The 16,896-nt window shown below is 69.2% G+C and carries 14 protein-coding genes; 9 read left to right on the top strand and 5 right to left on the bottom strand.

The annotated features are described in order from the left end of the window. Positions 1–803 precede the first annotated feature (803 nt). From JOF36_RS03785 to JOF36_RS03810, 6 genes are all read left to right on the top strand, one after another. Positions 804–1,880 (top strand): LLM class flavin-dependent oxidoreductase, encoded by a 1,077-nt coding sequence (locus JOF36_RS03785; protein WP_210025034.1) that lies wholly within the window; start codon positions 804–806, stop codon positions 1,878–1,880. Between the two features lie 95 nt (positions 1,881–1,975). After that, complete coding sequence (locus JOF36_RS03790; protein ID WP_210025035.1) at positions 1,976–3,550, top strand: AMP-binding protein; 1,575 nt, start codon at positions 1,976–1,978, stop codon at positions 3,548–3,550. 505 nt (positions 3,551–4,055) lie between these two features. Continuing rightward, complete coding sequence (locus JOF36_RS03795) at positions 4,056–5,807, top strand: thiamine pyrophosphate-requiring protein (RefSeq protein WP_210025036.1); 1,752 nt, start codon at positions 4,056–4,058, stop codon at positions 5,805–5,807. A gap of 13 nt (positions 5,808–5,820) precedes the next feature. After that, positions 5,821–6,372 (top strand): VOC family protein, encoded by a 552-nt coding sequence (locus JOF36_RS03800; RefSeq protein ID WP_210025037.1) that lies wholly within the window; start codon positions 5,821–5,823, stop codon positions 6,370–6,372. Positions 6,373–6,532: 160 nt separating this feature from the next. Continuing rightward, complete coding sequence (locus JOF36_RS03805; protein WP_210025038.1) at positions 6,533–7,381, top strand: enoyl-CoA hydratase; 849 nt, start codon at positions 6,533–6,535, stop codon at positions 7,379–7,381. Between the two features lie 173 nt (positions 7,382–7,554). Beyond that, complete coding sequence (locus JOF36_RS03810) at positions 7,555–7,914, top strand: VOC family protein (RefSeq protein WP_210025039.1); 360 nt, start codon at positions 7,555–7,557, stop codon at positions 7,912–7,914. 106 nt (positions 7,915–8,020) lie between these two features. Here JOF36_RS03810 and JOF36_RS03815 read toward each other — a convergent pair whose 3' ends face one another. The 4 genes from JOF36_RS03815 to hpaB form a co-directional block, all read right to left on the bottom strand. Next, positions 8,021–9,073, bottom strand: a complete 1,053-nt coding sequence (locus JOF36_RS03815; RefSeq protein WP_245350669.1) for an AraC family transcriptional regulator — start codon at positions 9,071–9,073, stop codon at positions 8,021–8,023. A 348-nt stretch (positions 9,074–9,421) separates the two neighbouring features. Then, on the bottom strand, positions 9,422–10,495 hold the full coding sequence (locus JOF36_RS03820) for an LLM class flavin-dependent oxidoreductase (RefSeq protein WP_210025041.1): 1,074 nt from the start codon (positions 10,493–10,495) through the stop codon (positions 9,422–9,424). Between the two features lie 37 nt (positions 10,496–10,532). Then, positions 10,533–11,075 (bottom strand): flavin reductase family protein, encoded by a 543-nt coding sequence (locus JOF36_RS03825; RefSeq protein ID WP_210025042.1) that lies wholly within the window; start codon positions 11,073–11,075, stop codon positions 10,533–10,535. After that, the gene (gene hpaB / locus JOF36_RS03830; protein WP_210025043.1) at positions 11,072–12,538 is read right to left on the bottom strand and encodes a 4-hydroxyphenylacetate 3-monooxygenase, oxygenase component; all 1,467 of its coding nucleotides are present in this window, start codon (positions 12,536–12,538) and stop codon (positions 11,072–11,074) included. Before hpaB ends, JOF36_RS03825 begins: the two co-directional genes overlap by 4 nt. Before the next feature lie 208 nt (positions 12,539–12,746). Here hpaB and JOF36_RS03835 point away from each other — a divergent pair, with 208 nt between their 5' ends. Together JOF36_RS03835 and JOF36_RS03840 are read left to right on the top strand one after the other, a co-directional pair. After that, entirely contained in the window at positions 12,747–14,018 is a 1,272-nt protein-coding gene (locus JOF36_RS03835) for an LLM class flavin-dependent oxidoreductase (protein WP_210025044.1), read from the top strand. A 124-nt stretch (positions 14,019–14,142) separates the two neighbouring features. Further along, positions 14,143–15,006, top strand: coding sequence for an LLM class flavin-dependent oxidoreductase (locus JOF36_RS03840; protein WP_245350670.1), 864 nt, complete (start codon positions 14,143–14,145; stop codon positions 15,004–15,006). Positions 15,007–15,070: 64 nt separating this feature from the next. On the opposite strand, the gene JOF36_RS03845 is transcribed toward JOF36_RS03840, so the two are convergent. After that, a complete protein-coding gene (locus JOF36_RS03845) occupies positions 15,071–15,826 on the bottom strand; it encodes a GntR family transcriptional regulator (RefSeq protein ID WP_210025045.1) in 756 nt (251 codons plus the stop codon). Positions 15,827–15,945: 119 nt separating this feature from the next. On the opposite strand from JOF36_RS03845, the gene JOF36_RS03850 reads away from it, so the two are divergent. Next, on the top strand, positions 15,946–16,887 hold the full coding sequence (locus tag JOF36_RS03850) for a 3-carboxyethylcatechol 2,3-dioxygenase (protein WP_210025046.1): 942 nt from the start codon (positions 15,946–15,948) through the stop codon (positions 16,885–16,887). Positions 16,888–16,896 lie beyond the last annotated feature (9 nt).

Raw genomic sequence — 16,896 nt, forward strand, 5'->3', positions numbered from 1 at the left:
TGCCCACACACCGCGAACGCTCGAACCAGCCGGCACCAAGATCAATCAGCACCGACGTGAATCACCGGGGCTAAGGACGGGTTAAAGCCGAACTGTCTTGCCTGAGCGAAGTTGGCTCCCCCTGGCTCTGACCTGCGAGGAGCCGACTTCAGTGAGACGGACTGGTAGCCGGCGGCTCATCGAATCTGATCCCGACGGAAGCACCGTAGGTCTGACGCGTGAAGGCGTCGTCGACGACGTTCTGTGCGGGGAGTTGCGGATCTTCCACAGCCGCCGCGATCGGACTCACCGCTGACACCGTGCTGGCTGCGGCCGCGATCCCGACCATGTTGCGCACGGCAGCTGACCTGATCATTCTCTCGGCCTGAGCACTCGGTCCTGGTGCTCCTCCCTACGTGACCTTGGGCGACGTCGCCCATCACGGCTCCCGATCCTTGGGTTGCGTGCTGCGCGGACCGCGTCTTCTCCCGACGCCGGCTCGCCCGCACCGCCCGTCGACTTGAGACAAGTGCGTCCACGACTCCTCGGAACATGGCGATTCGTGGATACACACCTTCGCCGAGCGGATATGTTTCGTGATCCACGCCTCCTAGCCTTGCGAAGCGATCGACGATCGACCCCCTGAGCCCGGGAGCGGAGCAGTGCGGTCGCCGCAGGACATTCCCCAACGGCGACCACAGCAACGCGGGCGGCGCGTACGTCCTGAAACCGACGCCGATGGGCATATACCCCTGTCGGGCGGGTTGGGTCGGCGACGAGATCACGATCAGCTTGACCGAACGAGCAAGAGGGAGACGTTGCTAATGTCCATTTCCACGGATAGCGATTCCGACAGGGTTCCGCGCCTCCACGAAGAGCCGGAGATCATCAAATTCATCCGTCTTGACGCCGTTCAATACGAAGGTGACTGGGCGCCCGAGAAGTATGACGCCGACCTCGCCCGGGATATCTTCGAGAGCTCCATCGAAGATGCTGTAGAGGCCGAGCGACTCGGCTTCGACGGCATCATGTGCACCGAGCACCATTTCGACGGTTGGACGCTCATCCCGTCGCCCAACCTGTATCTGGCGGCGGTCGCGATGCGGACGACCCGGCTGCGGATCGGCCAGTCGGTGCAGATCCTGACCTTCCACAACCCCTGGCGGCTGGCGGAGGAGGCGGGCATGCTCGACATCCTCAGTAACGGCCGGGCGGAGCTGGGGGTCGGCAAGGGCAACTTCTCGATCGAGCGAGACCGTTACGGCTTCGGCCTGGACGACATCGAGGCCCGCTTCCACGAGAACTTCGAGCTGCTGACGAAGGCGTTGCACAAGGACTCGATCACCTTCGACGGCAAGTACAACCGGATCGCCGTGCCGTCGACGGTCTACCCGAAGCCCTTCGGTCCACCGCTACGGCCGTGGGTCGCCGCACTCAAGCCGGAGTCGGTCGAACGGATCGGCCGGGCCGGGGACAATCTCTACGGCTTCATGGCCCCGGACGCGGCCGGCAACCTCGAGCGCTACGTGAACGCGGCCCACGAGGCGGGCCACGAGGTGAGCGGCGCCAACTACCTGACGACGACGTCGATCATCGTCGCGCCGACCGACAAGGAGGCCAAGCAGCTCCAGGAGCGGGCGCAGGCCTCCGCGTGGGAAACGATGATCGGTCGTGGTCTGCCCGCGGAAGAGGCGAAGCTCTTTATGCCGCTGTTCGGTGGTGCCGTCGTGGGATCCCCGCAGACCGTGCTCGACCAGCTCGCTGCAGGCCTCCAGCTGACCGGCGCGCGGCGGCTGAACCTCGTGATGCGGCTGCGGTCCATGCCGAAGGACGTGTCTCGGCAGACCCAACACCTGTTCGCCACCGAGGTGATGCCGCACCTGAGGCACTTCTCCGCTTAGCCCGACGCCACTGCGCCGCGGCCCGGCCGGGCGACGTCCGGCGAACGAACTCCGCGATCACGCCGACCGCGCCGGATCGCATGAGGGAACAAGATATGGACCGTTCGAAGTTCGGTTTTCACCGAGTCGCCGACGCCCACCCCGATCGCATCGCGCTCATCGCGGACAGCACGGCCGTCTCGTTCGCCGTGCTCGCGGAGCAGGTCAACCGGGTGAGCAACGGACTACGCGCACTGGGCCTCGCGGAGGGCGACGCGGTAGTGGCGATGGTGGGCAACGGCGTTGCCTACTTCGAGCTGGTCCTCGCCACCGCTCAGTCGGGGTTGTACCTGGTCCCGGTCGACACGCACTCGAGCCCGCGCGAGGTCCAGTACATCTGCGCCGACAGCAGGGCAGCAGTGCTCGTCGCCGACGCCGCTCTCGGCGAGCGCCTGGCGTCCGCGGCGGTGGGTCTGCCGGTGCGCAGGTTCGCGGTGGGCGGTGCGGTGGTCGGCTGGAGCGACTATGCCGAGTTGAGCGCCGGACGGTCCTCGGAGCGGCTGGCGCGCCGGGTCGCCGGTGCGCTCATGCCGTACACGTCCGGAACCACCGGGCGACCCAAGGGCGTGCGGCGGAAGTTGACCGGCCGGAATCCGGACGACGTCGCGGCGGAGCTGACGGCGGCGCGCGCGACGCTGTTCCGGCTGTGCTCAGACGACCCCGACAGCCCCGGCGTGCACCTGGCCTGTTCCCCCCTTTTCCACAACGCGCCGGGGGTGTATTCGCAGATCGCGCTGCACCTGGGGCACACCGTCGTGGGCCTCCGGAAATTCGATCCCGTCGTCGTCCTGCAGGCGATCGAGCGGCACCGGGTAACCTGGACCCACATGGTGCCGACGCATTTCCGTCGGATGCTCGACCTGCCCGCCGACCAGCGCGCCTCGTTCGACGTCTCGAGTCTGCGCACCGTCCTGCATGCGGGCGCCCGCTGCCCGGTGGACGTCAAGGCAGCGATGCTGGACTGGGTCGGCCCGGTGGTGTGGGAGTACTACGGCGCGACCGAAGGAATGGTCTCGGTCCTGCCGCCCGAGGAGTGGCCGGTAAAGCGAGGCAGCGTGGGCAGGCCGGCTCCCGGGGTGACCGTGCGCATCCTCGACGACGCGTCCGCGACCACACCCACAGGGCAGGTGGGCACCATCTACTTCAGCGTGCCCGCGCCGTTCGAGTACCTCGGGGACCCGGAGAAGACCGAACGCAGCCGGTCCGGTGACCTGGTCACGGCCGGTGACCTCGGTTCCCTCGACGACGACGGGTACCTGTTCCTCCACGACAGGCGCAGCGACCTCATCATCTCCGGAGGAGTGAACATCTATCCCGCGGAGATCGAGGCCTGCCTCGTTCGGCACGCGCGCGTCAGGGACGCGGCGGTCGTCGGAGTGCCGGACGAGCAGTGGGGCCAACGGGTGGTCGCGGTCATCGAGCGGGCGCCGGGAGCTGACGCCACCAACGACGAGACCGTGGCCGAGGAGCTGCGCGCGCTGTGCGCGCGCGACCTCGCGTCGTACAAGGTGCCGAAAGAGCTCCTGTTCCGCGACGCCCTTCCGCGCAGCGAGGCCGGGAAGCTGGACCGCAACGGCATCCGTGCGCATCACGCGATGAGGCCTCGATCGCCTCACCCCCAGACGGGCTGACCCGGCCCCGCGCCAGACAGCGAACCGGATCACTGGAGGACGGATGGACATCACCCCCGACAAAACCGCTCTCGCGCTGGACCACATACGGCGTGACGTCGAGCCGGCCGACCGTTCGGCACCCTGTTCCACGCCGAGGTCGAGCGGATCGGCGTCCTCCACACATCACAGCAGCGCTGGGGGCGCCCCTGGACGAGGTGGCCCACCGCGGGCTGAGCACGTACGTGCCTCGGCGACTGCTGCGCGGCGGGCGAGGCGGCGGCTCACGGGGCCTCGCCGGGCCTGCTGACCAACGGCATCCGCACCAACGCGGAGTTCGTGGCGGCGGCGCACCGCGTCGGCCCGCGCCCGACAACACCCGACGACGCACGGGAACCAGAGCATCGCGCCGCTCCCGACAGCACGACAACGAGGTGAGAATGACCGTGGACATACCGACAGTGGCCCTTCAGGTACCACTGGCCGCCGTGACGGCGACTGACGCCGTCACAGTCGGGGCAGCGCAATGACGGGCAGGACAACGGGCCCGGGGATCGCCCAGGAGCCTCGCCCGGACCAGGACGATGACCTGCGCGGCTCCGCGGCCGCCCAACGGTACCTAGCCGAGCTCCGGGCGCTGGGAGTGCAGACGCTGTTCGTCAACGCGGGGACGGACTTCGCGCCTCTCGTGGAGGCGTACGCGCAGGGCGGGTCGGCCATCGAGCGGTACCCGGTCCCGGTCCTCGCGGGCCACGAGAACGTCGCCGCCGGCATGGCCCACGGTGCCTACCTGATGACGGGACAGCCGCAGGCTGTCATGTTCCACGTGAGCGTCGGCACGGCGAACGCGGTGTGCGCGGTGATCAACGCCGCGCGCGAACGCGTCCCGATGATTGTGACCGCGGGCCGCACCCCGATCCTCGAGGACGGCGCGCTCGGTGCCCGCGACACCGCCATCCACTGGGCGCAGGAGATGTACGACCAGGCGGGCATGGTCCGTGAAGTCGTCAAGTGGGACTACGAGCTACGCAACGCGGGCCAAGTCGAGGCGGTCCTGCGCCGGGCCGTGTCGATAGCGTCGGCGCACCCGCGCGGACCGGTGTACCTGACCCTTCCACGCGAGGTCCTCGCCGAGACCGCGCCTGAGACGGACGCCGCCGATCCCGCGCCGCCGCTGGTCGTGCCGACCGGTCCCGCAGCCGATCCGGCGGCCGTGCAGATCCTCGCGGACCGGCTCGCGCAGGCGCGATATCCGGTGATCGTGACCACCAGTGCGGGCGCGGACCAGCAGACCGTGGCGATGTTGTCGGAGCTGTGCGAGCGTTATGCGGTCGGGGTCGCCGAGGCTGGCCCGCGCTATCTCAATGTCTCCGCGGATCACCCGTTCCACCTCGGGCTTCCGACCGAGGCGTTCCCCGACGCGGATGTGTTGCTGTTCCTGGAGTGCGACGTTCCGTGGATCGCCCGACGAGGTGAGCCTCGAACCGACGCGTTCGTCGCCCAGGCGGGACTCGATCCGCTGACGTCCGGCTATCCGATGCGCACCCATCGTTTCGACCTCGGGATCACGACCAGCGCGGCGAGCCTGCTCACGGCGTTGGAGGGTGCACTCGCGGATCGGACCGAGCAGATCCCGCCGACGCGGGCGGACATGCTGGCCGGGCGGGCGGAAGACCACCGGCAGCGACTGCAGGCCACGCTGCCCCGCCAGGGCCGCGGACCGATCACGAAGGCGGCCCTCACCCAGGCCCTCTCCGAGGTCCTCGACGACGACGCGGTGGTGTTCAACGAGTACTGGGCCGACCCTCGGATCCTCCGCCGCCGCCGACCGGGCACGTACTTCTACCTCCCGGCAGCCGGCGGACTCGGGTGGGCGCTTCCGGCCGCGCTGGGGGCCAAGCACGCGGCACCGGACCGGACGGTCGTCGCGGCCGTCGGCGACGGCGCCTACCTGTTCGCCAATCCCGCAGCGTGCCATCACGCCTCGGCGAAGCACGGGCTGCCCGTCCTGACCATCATCGCCAACAACGAGCGGTGGGACGCGGTGGACGCCTCGACCCGCTCGGTGTACCCAGGCGGCATCGCCGTCCGCATGGACGAATCGCGGCTGTCGAATCTGGCCCCGCAGCCCGCCTTCGCCCGCTACGCCGAAGCGTCCGGCGGATTCGGCGAGGAGGTCACCGACATCGACCAGCTACGCCCGGCCCTGCGCCGTGCGCTCCATGCGGTGGACGTCGAGGGCCGCCAGGCGCTGCTCGACGTGCGCTGCGCTCGCTGAAGGAGGAGAAGTCATGACACCACCTACGAAGTTCGCCCACGCGGTGTTCGGCACCCATCGGTATGCGGAGATGGTGCGCTTCTACCAGACGGTGTTCGAGGCGAAGATCCAGAGCCAGAGCGAGACCTACACCTTCATGACCTACGACGAGGAGCACCACCGGCACGCGATCGTCAACCTCGGTGCCGCACCAGAGGACGAGGGCGAGCGGAAGCACGGGACGGGGTTGCGGCACCTGGCCTACACCTGGGACTCGATCGAGGACCTGATGGGCGTCTACCGCAACGTCCGCGACAAGCTCGGCGTCCGCCCGGTGATCTCCACCAAGCACGGTCCGACGCTGTCGATGTACTACGAGGACCCGGACCGGAACCGGTTGGAGTTCCAGGTGGACCTGCTGGATCCCGAGCAGTCCAACGAGTTCATGGCGACGGACGCGTTCGCCGCCAACCCGCTCGGGGAGCCGTTCGATCCCGAGGAGCTGTGCCGACGGCTCGACGCGGAGGAGCCGATCGAGGACCTGGTGCTGCGCTCGGACCAACCGCGGGTGCCGATCCCGCTATGACGGCTGCCCCGGCTCGGCTCGGCGGCCCGTTGTCGGGCCGCTTCAGGGCACGGGCACCCGGGCCCGCCCAGACCGGCGCCGCGCCGGTCGACCGGTCCGCCTCCCGCCGGCCGGACCACCCCGTCCCGCTGAGACGCGCCGACCCGGAGGAAGAAGCCCCATGACCACGTACAAGACGATCCGCTACGAGGAGCCCGAGGCCCGCATCGCCCGGATCGTCCTGGCCAGGCCCGAGACCCGCAACGCCCAGGACACGAGACTGCTCTACGAGCTCAACGACGCGTTCGACCGCGCTGCGCAGGACGACGGCATCAGCGTCGTGATCCTGGCCGCCGAGGGCCCGCACTTCTCCTCCGGGCACGACCTGCGCGAGCCCGAGAAGTACGAGGTGATGGCCGAGCACCGCACCGTCGGCACCTGGTGCGGCTTCACCTGCGGTGGCGCCGAGGCGCAGATGGCCCGCGAGAAGGAGATCTACCTCGGCTTCTCCGAGCGCTGGCGGAACATGCCCAAGCCCACCATCGCCGAGGTGCAAGGAAAGGTCGTCTCCGGCGGCCTTATGCTGGTGTGGCCGTGCGACCTCGTTGTCGCCTCGGAGGATGCCGTCTTCGCCGACAACACCGTCGCCATGGGCATCAGCGGCGCGGAGTTCTTCAACCACCCCTACGAGCTGGGCGTGCGCAAGGCCAAGGAGATGCTATTCACCTCCGACTCCGTCAGCGCTGCCGACGCGCACCGACTCGGGATGGTCAACCACATCGTGCCCCGTGCCGAACTCACCGAGTTCACCCTCGACCTCGCGCGCCGAATCGCCGAGCAGCCGCTGTTCGCCCTCAAGCTCGTCAAGGAAGCCGTCAACACCGCCCAGGACAACCAGGGACGTTCCAACGCGATGCAGACATCCTTCGCGCTCCACCAGCTTTGCCACAGTCACAACCAGCAGCTGCACGGGCGCCTGATCGACCCCTCCTTCCTCGCGCGGCAGAAGGAGATCGCGAGCCGCTGGTAGCACTGTCGCCACGTCTGCGGAGCGACGGGTACAGCCCGCTGTTTCGCGGATGTGCTCCCCGAAGGGCGCGACTTCGCCGCTCACCCCTGGGTGCCGGCGCGGGACAGCCAGGACACCGGAACAGGGCCGCGGATCCACGGTCAAACCCATCCCACCACTGCGAGGAACAACCCGTGTCTGACGACCCTGCCCCCACGAAGATCGGCAACGTACTGCACCCGGTGGCGGATATCGCCGCCGCAGTCACCTTCTATACCCAGGCGTTCGGGCTCGACACCCGGTTCGTCGACGGTAACCGGTACGCCGCCCTCAACGCCGGCGGCATCACACTCGCGCTCGCCGGCCCCGCCGAGTACGTCACCTGCGGGATGCCAGCGGCGTCGTTCAAGGTCCCTGACGTGCCCGCGGCACTGTCCGCGATCACCGCGGCCGGTGGGACCGTGGTCCGCGATCCCGAGCAGGGTCCGCACGAGGTGCGCGCGGTGGCGAAGGATCCATGGGGGAACACTGTCGTGGTCTACGGGCCACGGTGAACAGGCCGAGAAGTTGCAGCCGGAACACCACGCTGGCGAGGCGGGTCCACGTGGAGGCCCGTGCCGGTCGTCGGTGAAGATGGGGCTGCGGTTGCTCGGGCCGGAATCAGGGTCGCAGGCCGGCGAAGGAGCCCGGCCCTCGCCGCTGACGGAGAGTCTCGGACGGCAGGACGCCGTACTTCTGCCGGTAGGACTCACTGAAGCGGCTCAGATGCGTGAAACCCCACCGGCGCGCCGTGCTGGTGATCGTCGTCTCCGCCGGATCCCCGTTGATCAGGTCGTCGTGCACCCTGGCGAGCCGGACCTCCTTCAGATACGCCATCGGAGAGACGCCGAGGTGCTTCCGGAAGCCGTGCTCGATCGCGCGCACGCTCACGGACGCAGCTCGGGCGATGTCCGACACCGTGCGCACGCGCGAAGGGTCGGTCTCCACGTAGTCGAGTGCGCGCCTGACCGCGGAGGAGGAGACGGCAGGGGCCGGTTCGTGGAGCTGCTCGGAGTATTCATGTGACTGGGTGGTGAGCAACGACGTGATCAACAACTGCGAGAGCCTGGCGGCGAGGCTGCTCTCGTGTGACATGCCGTCAGGTCGCTCGAGTTCCGATTCGATGAGATCCACGGTCCGGAGAAATGTGGAACCCCGCCCGTGGGTGCTGACCTTGCCGAACTCGAAGTCGACCGGGCTGGCGATCGGCCGTCCGAGCAGCGTCGACAGGTCGCCCTCCAGATCGCCCCGGCTGATGCGGATCCCCACCACGCAGGAATCGGGGCTCCACTCTCGGAAGCCGAAGGGCTTGGTGGGAGGGACGACTGCGACGCGATCGGAGGTGAGGACGACCGATTCCGCACCACACGACATCGTCAGGTGGCCCCGCACGGAGAAGCACACGATGTAGGACGTCCGCGGTGGCGGCGCCGAGATGTCGACGTCGGTCCCGAACGTCGTGTAGCCGATGTTGATCTGCGACGAGCTCGCCACCCGGTGCAGGAAGTTGAAGCCTCGACCGACTCGTCCGGCGGTCCGGATAGAGTGGTCGGCATACGAATGTGTCAACACGTCACGCGCCTCGTCCACGTCGCTCGTCGCGAAGGACTTCGCCGAGAAGGCTGAGCGCGGGCGCCACGCAGGGCGGACGCGGGAGTCCTGGATCGTCCACATCGTCGTGAGACGCCTCTCGTTGCACAGTGCGAGGTCAGGCGGTGTGACCGGCGGGTCCGTAGACCACCATCCCGAAGCCCTGGGGCCGAAGACAACTGGCGCATCGCGTCGTCGGGTTGCTGGCGTTGTACGGCTCGCCCCCTACGTGGGGGTGAGATTCAGGGCCCCGAGAACCTCGGCGTAGCCCAGCAGGTCCTCGCGCGGGGTGGCGCTCCTGTCGACATCCTCGCCGGCAGGAGCGCCTGATCAGGCGCGGGGCGGGTCCACCACGGGCCCGTAGCCCCAACCCACCACCGCCGCGCAGGAGGCAGCCGAGTTTCCGGAGCCCCGGCCGATTGCCGGGAGGAGTTACGCGCGGGCGAGGATTGAGGTTCCGATGTCGGCGATGTCCCGTTCGGCGGTGAACGGGTTGGACAGGAACGTGCTCACCATGTCCACTCCCGCCTCGACCATGGCCTGGGTCTTCTCCCAGATCTCGTCGGGGGAGCCGTAGAGGCACCAGTAGTCGCACAGCTGTTTGGTGATCAGCGGCCGGTGCGAGTCGTCGAGCCCCTTCTGGTACTTCGACCAGGTGTCGAGGTAGTGCGGCTGCTCGGTGGCGTTCGGGTCGCCCAGGTAGGCGGTGGCCGCGGCCGCGCTGGCCTCGACGATCGAAGGGTCGAGCTCGGCGGCGTGCGCGCGCATGAACCCGATGTTGGTCACGCAGGAGCTGATCGGGCCGGAGGCGAAGCCGTGGTCGACGCCGTCCTCCCAGGTCTCGCCGTTGCGCAGCTGGTAGAACCAGCTCACCGCGACGAGCTTGACCGAACCGGGCGGCCGGCCGGCGTCGGCGACCGCCTTGTCCAGCTCCCGGCGGACCAGTTTGATCATCTCGGGGTCCGGCCCGAGGCAGTAGGCCACGTAGTCCGCGTAGCGGGCGGCGACCTTGATGCCGCGCGGGCCACCGGCGGCCATCCACACGGGAACCGGCTCGTCGAGGTTGTACCAGCTGCCGTCCTTGTCGAGGAACTCCAGCTCGCGCTCCTTGCCCCGCCACTTCTCGGTGACCCGCTCGCCCGCGAGCAGGCCGGTGGTGACCCGGAGCGCGTCGTCGAGCTGGGCGATGCTCGCCGGGCTGTGGCCCATGGATCGCAGCGCGTTGTTCGCCGTGCCGATGCCGAGGAAGGTGCGGCCGGGGGCGAGGGCGTTGAGCGTGGCGTGCGAGTTGGCGGTGACGGCGGGGATACGGGTCAGCGGGTTGGTGACCCAGGTGCCCAGGTTGATCGTGGACGTCTCCCGGGCGGCGAGCGCCAGGTACTGGTAGGGGTCGCTGAACAGCAGCGGCCCCTCGCCGACGCCGAAGTGGGTGACCCCGGTGTCCTCGGCCTGCTTGACGATGCCGACCTGGTCGATCTTGGCGCATGCGCCGATGAAGAACTCCATCAACTGCTCCTTTGCAGTAGAGAGGCGTGCGAGCGGCTCACCACGGGGCGGAGAGCAGCCATTCCTGTGGGGCGGACGCGGCGGCGCGTTCCCAGTCGGGGCCGGGGACGTCGAGGAACGCCCCCTGGGCGTAGAGCAGCGGCTCGCCCGCGTGCACCACCACCGCGTCGACCAGGCCGAGGACGATCACGTGGTCCCCGCCGTCACGGATCTCGTACAGCGCGCAGTCGAGGTGGGCGATCGCGCCGTCGAGGTGCGGACCGTAGCGGCCGGAGGAGTGGGCGACGCCCGCGAACCGGTCCGCCGGCCGCGCGAAGTCCCGGGCGAGAACCCCCTGGTCCGAGGCGAGGATGCTGACACCGAAACCCGGCGCCGACGTCAGCGCGCGGTGCATCGACCGGTCCCGGCCGAGGCAGGCGAGCACCAGCGGCGGGTCGAGCGACAGCGAGCAGAAGGCGCTCACCGTGCAGCCGACCGGTCCGGCGGTGGTGGTCGTCGTGATCACGGTGACGCCGGTGGCGAACTGGCCGAGCGCGTGGCGGAAGCGGCCGGGCTCCACCGCCCGCCGTGCCGCCGTCACGGTGCCGGGGTGTCGGGATCGCCGGCGAGCGCCAGCGCGCGGTCGACCAGACGGAAGCACTCGGACTTGTCGTAGGCCACGTAGTTCATGGCGAGGATGCGCACCGGGTCGCCGGCGTAGTAGCGCTCGTACTGCACGGCGCGCTGTCCGAACGCGTCGCCGCACAGGTCCCAGGCCAGCTTGTAGAGCCGAATCCGGTCCACGGCCGACATCTCGGCGCCGCGGTAGTAGCGCGCGATGTCGTCGGCGATCGGCGAGCCGAAGTCCTCGGCCGAGGGCATCATCAGCAGTCCGCCCGCGCCGAGGGTCTGCAGCACCTCGACCAGTTTGGGGTACTGCGTGGCCAGCACCACCCGCAGCGTCTGCAGGGCGTTGAACCGGGGTCGGACCGTGCCGGTCGCGGTGGTCTCGTACTCGGCCTCGGCCGCGACGAGCAGCGCGTGCGCCTGCTCGACGGCGGCGATGCACTCGCCGAGCTTCTGCTGCACGTGCAGGAAGCCGTCGATCTTCACCGACTGGCTGAGCTTCATCGCCAGCCCGGTGACGAACTGCAGCTTGACCAGGCCGCGGACGCCGGTCTGGTGCGCGGTGTGCTGGCGCAGGTCGGTCTCGGCGTAGAGGGCGTTGGCCAGTTCCACGTCGCCGTGCAGGAACACCCGGTCCCACGGCACCAGCACGTCGTCGAACACGACGAGGCAGTCCGCCTCCTCGAAGTGCGAGGACAGCGGGTGGTCGAACGGGTGCCGGGTGCCGTCGTCGAAGGGGGCGCGGGAGATCAGCCGCAGGCCCGGGGTGTCGATCGGGATCGCGAAGCAGGCGGCGTGGCGCTCGTCGCCGGGGCGCAGGCCGGGCAGGCTGTAGATGATCAGCTCGTCGGCCATCGGGGCGAGCGTGGCCAGCATCCGGGCACCGCGGACGACCAGCCCCTCGGCGGTCTCGGACACCACGCCCATGTGCAGGAACTGCTCCTGCTGCTCCGACGCGCCCTTCGACCGGTCGGTCTGCGGGGTGATCAGCGCGTGGGTGAGGAACAGGTCGTTGTCGCGGACGTAGGAGTAGTAGCGCGCGATGTTGTCCGCGTACCGCTGCCCGAGCCTGGCGAACACCCCGGGGGACTCGGTGAACGCCATCAGCGTGGTGTTCAGGAAGTCCGGCGAGCGACCCATCAGGCCCAGCGTCGGTTCGGCCCACGCCCGGTACGCGGCCCGCCTCGCGGCCAGATCCTCCGGGGTGCGGCACGGGAGGAACGCGCGTCCGACCCGGGCCCCGTCGGGACCCGGCGCGGTGAGCACCGGGGCGAGCTCGGGATCGTGTTGCAGGTCGTAGAGCCGGGCGATCTGCTCGATCGGCCGACGCAGGGCGGGATGGGTGGTGACGTCGTCGACGCGCTCGCCGCGGAGCCACACCTCGCGGGGGTGTTTCTGCAGGTTCTCGACGTACTGCGCACCGGTACGGACGGGCATCGACGGTCCCTTCTCAACAACTGGAATGCTAGCGTGCCTGTGCACGCTAACCGGAGGCGCAGGTCACAGCAAGCGTCCCCCGGTCTCGACGTCGGCCCGGCCGTCACGCGACCGGGTCGCTCCCTTGACAGTGATCAAGGACATGTGTTGCATGCTTGCATGCTAGGAGGCCAGCAGGGTCTCTGCGATCTACGGAGGATTCTCAACGATGAGATTGGGAACGTTCCTGCTGCCCAGTGCAGCGGCGACCCCGGAGCAGTACCGGCAGGGCTTCGCTGGGGCGAACCCGAACTTCTACCAACGGACGCTCTTCGAGAACGCCGCTGTGCTGCGTCAGATCGACGATCTGGGCTTCGACTTCGCGGCGTTCTCCGAGCACCACTTCCATCTCGAGGGCCTCGAGATCTCGAACAACCCGATCCTGCTCGGCTCCTGGGCCGCGGGGATCACGAAGAAGCTGCGCCTCGGGCAGATGGCGACCGTGCTGCCGGCGCGCAACCCGATCCTGGTGGCCGAGGACCTGGCCATGCTCGACCACTTCAGCGGTGGCCGGATGATCGCCGGGTTCGCCCGCGGCTACCAGAGCCGCCACGTCACCACGATCGGCCAGAAGAACGGCGCCGTCGCCACCTACGCGACCGACCCGGACTACGCCGAGCACGATGCGGTCAACCGCGAGCTGTTCGAGGAGGCCTACCAGGTGGTGCGCGGCCTCTGGGCGAACCGCGAGTTCGCCTACCAGGGCAAGCACTGGCAGGTCCCGCCGCCCGGGATCACCTGGGACCACCCCGGGACGCGGGAGATGGCGCCGTCCACCGTGAGCGCCGACGGCGCCGTGGAGAAGATCGGCATCGCCCCAAACACCCTGCAGGACCCGTCCACGATCGAGCTGATGGTGCCCTTCACGCTCAGCTCCAATACCATCCGCTGGGCCGCTCGCGAGGGCGGCTGGCCGATCATCTTCTCCCCGATCGAGGAGACGGTGAAGGCCTGCCTGGACGCCTACCACGAGGAAGCGAAGCTGCGTGACCCGTCGATCGGGTGGGGCCGCAACGTCGGGCACTTCCGCGAGATCGTCGTGGCCGACACCGACGAGGAGGCCTTCGCGATCGGATCTGACGCGCTCGGCTTCATCTGGCCGGCCTGGCACGACCACTTCGGGTTCAACGAGGCCCTGCGCTACCCCGGCGAGGAGGGGCCAATCCCGAACAACTACCAGAGCATGGTCGACCGCGGGTACTCCATCGCAGGCACTGTCGACACCGTGGCCCGCAAGCTGGAGAAAGAGATCGAGAAGTTCGGCATCGAGCTGCTCGTGCTGTGGATGGGCCTCGGCCCCGCGCCGATCGACAAGATGCTGCGCAGCAACGAGCTGCTGGTCGAACAGGTCCTGCCGAAGATCGGCATCAAGCTTGACCGGTTCGAGCCGACCCTGCGCCCGGAGTTCAACACACCCGCCTGGAACGCCCCCACCCGCTGAGACCGTTTCTCCGAGCCTGAGGTCTGTCGTCAACTCAACAAATGCAGGGGAGCGTTGACATCTTCATCACCCGCGCGGACGTCTACTGCGGAGAGGCCGTGTCCATCTGCAAAGGGGATCGAGCTTGACTGGCGCCGCGGCGGTGCGGATCGGGATCGGGCTGCCTGCGGCGGTCCCGGGGGTCCGGCCCGACCAGCTCGTGGAGTGGGCCCGGCGGTCCGACGCCGCCGGGTTCTCCTCGCTGGCGACCCTCGATCGGCTTGTCCATGACGGGCTCGAGCCGCTCGTCACGCTCGGGGCGGCCGCGGCGGTCACCGGGCGGATCGGGCTGGGCAGCTACGTGCTGCTGGCGCCGACCAGGGGTCCGTCGGCGCTGCTGGCCCGCCAGGCCGCGACGCTCGATCGGCTCTCCGGTGGCCGGTTCACCCTCGGTCTTGGCGTCGGCGCGCGGCAGGACGACTACCGGGCCACCAATACGGAGTTCCGCACCCGGGGGCGACGGCTGGACACGATGCTCGACGAGCTGCAGGCGATCTGGGGCGCGCCCGGGCCGGAGTGGGTTGGCCCCGCACCATTGAGTGGCCGTCCACGGATCGTGCTGGGCGGGCGGTCGGCTGCCGCGCTGGAACGGGCCGCCCGTGCAGGCGACGGCTGGGTCTCCGGCAGCACCGGGTTCTTCGCTGAGGGTGCGGCCGCGGTGCGGGCAGCCTGGCGGCGGCACGGGCGCGAGGGTGCCCCGCAGCTGCAGGCGGTGGCGTACTTCTCCCTCGGGGCGGCTGCGGCGCGGCACGCCCGGGAGTACCTGACGAGCTACTACGGGTTCGTCGGCGCCGGGGCCGCCGTGGTCGCCGACTCCGCGTTGACCACCCCCGCCGCGGTACGCGGGGTTGCCGAAGAGATGGGGCGTGCGGGTTGCGACGAGCTACTGCTGTTCCCGTGCCGGCCCGAGCCCGAGCAGGTGGACCTCCTGGCGGCGGCCCTAATGTGAGCGCCCCCGGCGTGAGGCCTGGCTTGAGAGCCCCGCCAAGGGGGCTCCCAGGGCAGGACTTCGGTCAGGCGGGACGGGCGCCGTTGGGGGTCTTCTTGTCTACAGCGCTCGGCCCGGCCTCCAGGCGGATGATGTCGACGGTGCCTGAGATGTGGCGCTCGATCTCGCGCCGCGCCGCTGCGCCGTCGTGGCTCCGCAGCGCCGCGATGATCCGCTCGTGATCAGCGTGGCGGCCGTCGAGGGCGTCGGACAGCGGAGTGTGGGTGCCGGTCGTGTTGATCAGAAAGTCGCTGAGGTCAAACATCCGCTCGCAGGTAGCCGCCATGATCGTGGACCGGGACATCTCGTGCACGATTGCGTGGAACTGCCGGTTGTGCACCCGGTAGCCGTGGCTGCGACGGTCGGCGTCGGCCTCGCCGCGCAGGTCGGCAATCAGGGACTCAACCTGCTCGAGCTGCTGCAACTGGGCCTCGGTGCGCCGGTCGGCCGCTACCTCAGCGAGGATGCCCTCCATGCCGGCGAAGAACCGAAAGAAGTCCACGACCTCCTGGGGCGAGTAGCGGCAGACCTCGCAACCGACCTGCGGGATGATGTCGACCAGGCCCTCGCCGGACAGCCGGCGCAGAGCCTCCATCACGGGCTGCTTGCTCACCTGGAACTGACTCTTGAGCGCCTCGACCTGCAGCCGCTGGCCTGCGGCGTAGGTGCCCTCGAGTAGCTGTTCCTTGATCTGCACATAGATCATCGAGCCGAGTCGCACGGACGACGAACGCGCGTCGCCCAGTCCGGGCCGGAGCTCGAAGCCACCGGTCATCGTCATCCATCGAGCGTAACGGAGAGACGGTCCCGCTCCGCCCGCCGCGCGGACGGACAAGGTCTTGCCCGCTCTTCGCGACGACCTCTACGATCCTGGAACGCTAGAATGCTAGGGAGCGCACAATGACGTTGGCCCTCTGCACGACCTCGCACACTCCGCTGATGGGGCGGTCTGAGCCCGCAACCGGTGTCACCGCCCGGGTCGAGGCCGCGTTCGACCGGGCCCGCGCATTCGTCCGGGACTACGACCCCGAGCTCGTGGTCCTGTTCGGACCGGACCACTACAACGGTTTCTTCTACGACATGATGCCGCCGTTCTGCATCGGCGCCGCAGCCGAATCAGTCGGTGACTACGGCATGCCGAAGGGCGCCCTGCCGGTCGACGCCGACGCCGCCCGCAGCCTCGCGCGCGAGGTCCTCGCCGCGGGCGTCGACATCGCGATCTCTGAACGCATGCAGGTCGACCACGGCTTCACCCAGCCCCTGGAGCTGCTCCTCGGCGCCATCGACACCGTGCCGGTGGTCCCGGTCTTCATCAACTGCGTCGCCGAGCCACTCAGCCCGGTCGCTCGCATACGCCTGCTCGGTGAAGCGATCGGACGCGGTGCGGTCGCCTTGGACAAGCGGGTGCTGCTGATCGGGTCCGGCGGACTGTCGCACGACCCACCGGTACCGCAGTTCGCGGGCGCCCCGCCTGCCGTGGCCGAGCGGCTCATCGCCGGCCGCAACCCGACGGCCGAGGAGCGCGCCGTCCGCGAGGCCAGGGTCGTCGACGCCGTCGGCGCGTTCGCCGCCGGAATGTCGGACCTGATGCCCCTCAACCCGGAGTGGGACACCGCCCTGCTTGACGTGCTCGCCTCCGGAGACCTGGAGCAGATCGACGCCTGGCCCAACGACTGGTTCGTCGAGCAGGCGGGGCACTCCTCGCACGAGGTGCGCACGTGGATCGCGGCCTACGCCGCGCTCGGCTCGGCGGGCCGCTACGAGGTCGAGACGTCCTTCTACGAGGCGATCCCCGAGTGGATCGCCGGCTTCGGGCTGACCACCGCCCGTTCCCTCACCTGAGACCCCACC

The organism is Pseudonocardia parietis (assembly GCF_017876315.1).
GTDB classification, from domain to species: domain Bacteria; phylum Actinomycetota; class Actinomycetes; order Mycobacteriales; family Pseudonocardiaceae; genus Pseudonocardia; species Pseudonocardia parietis.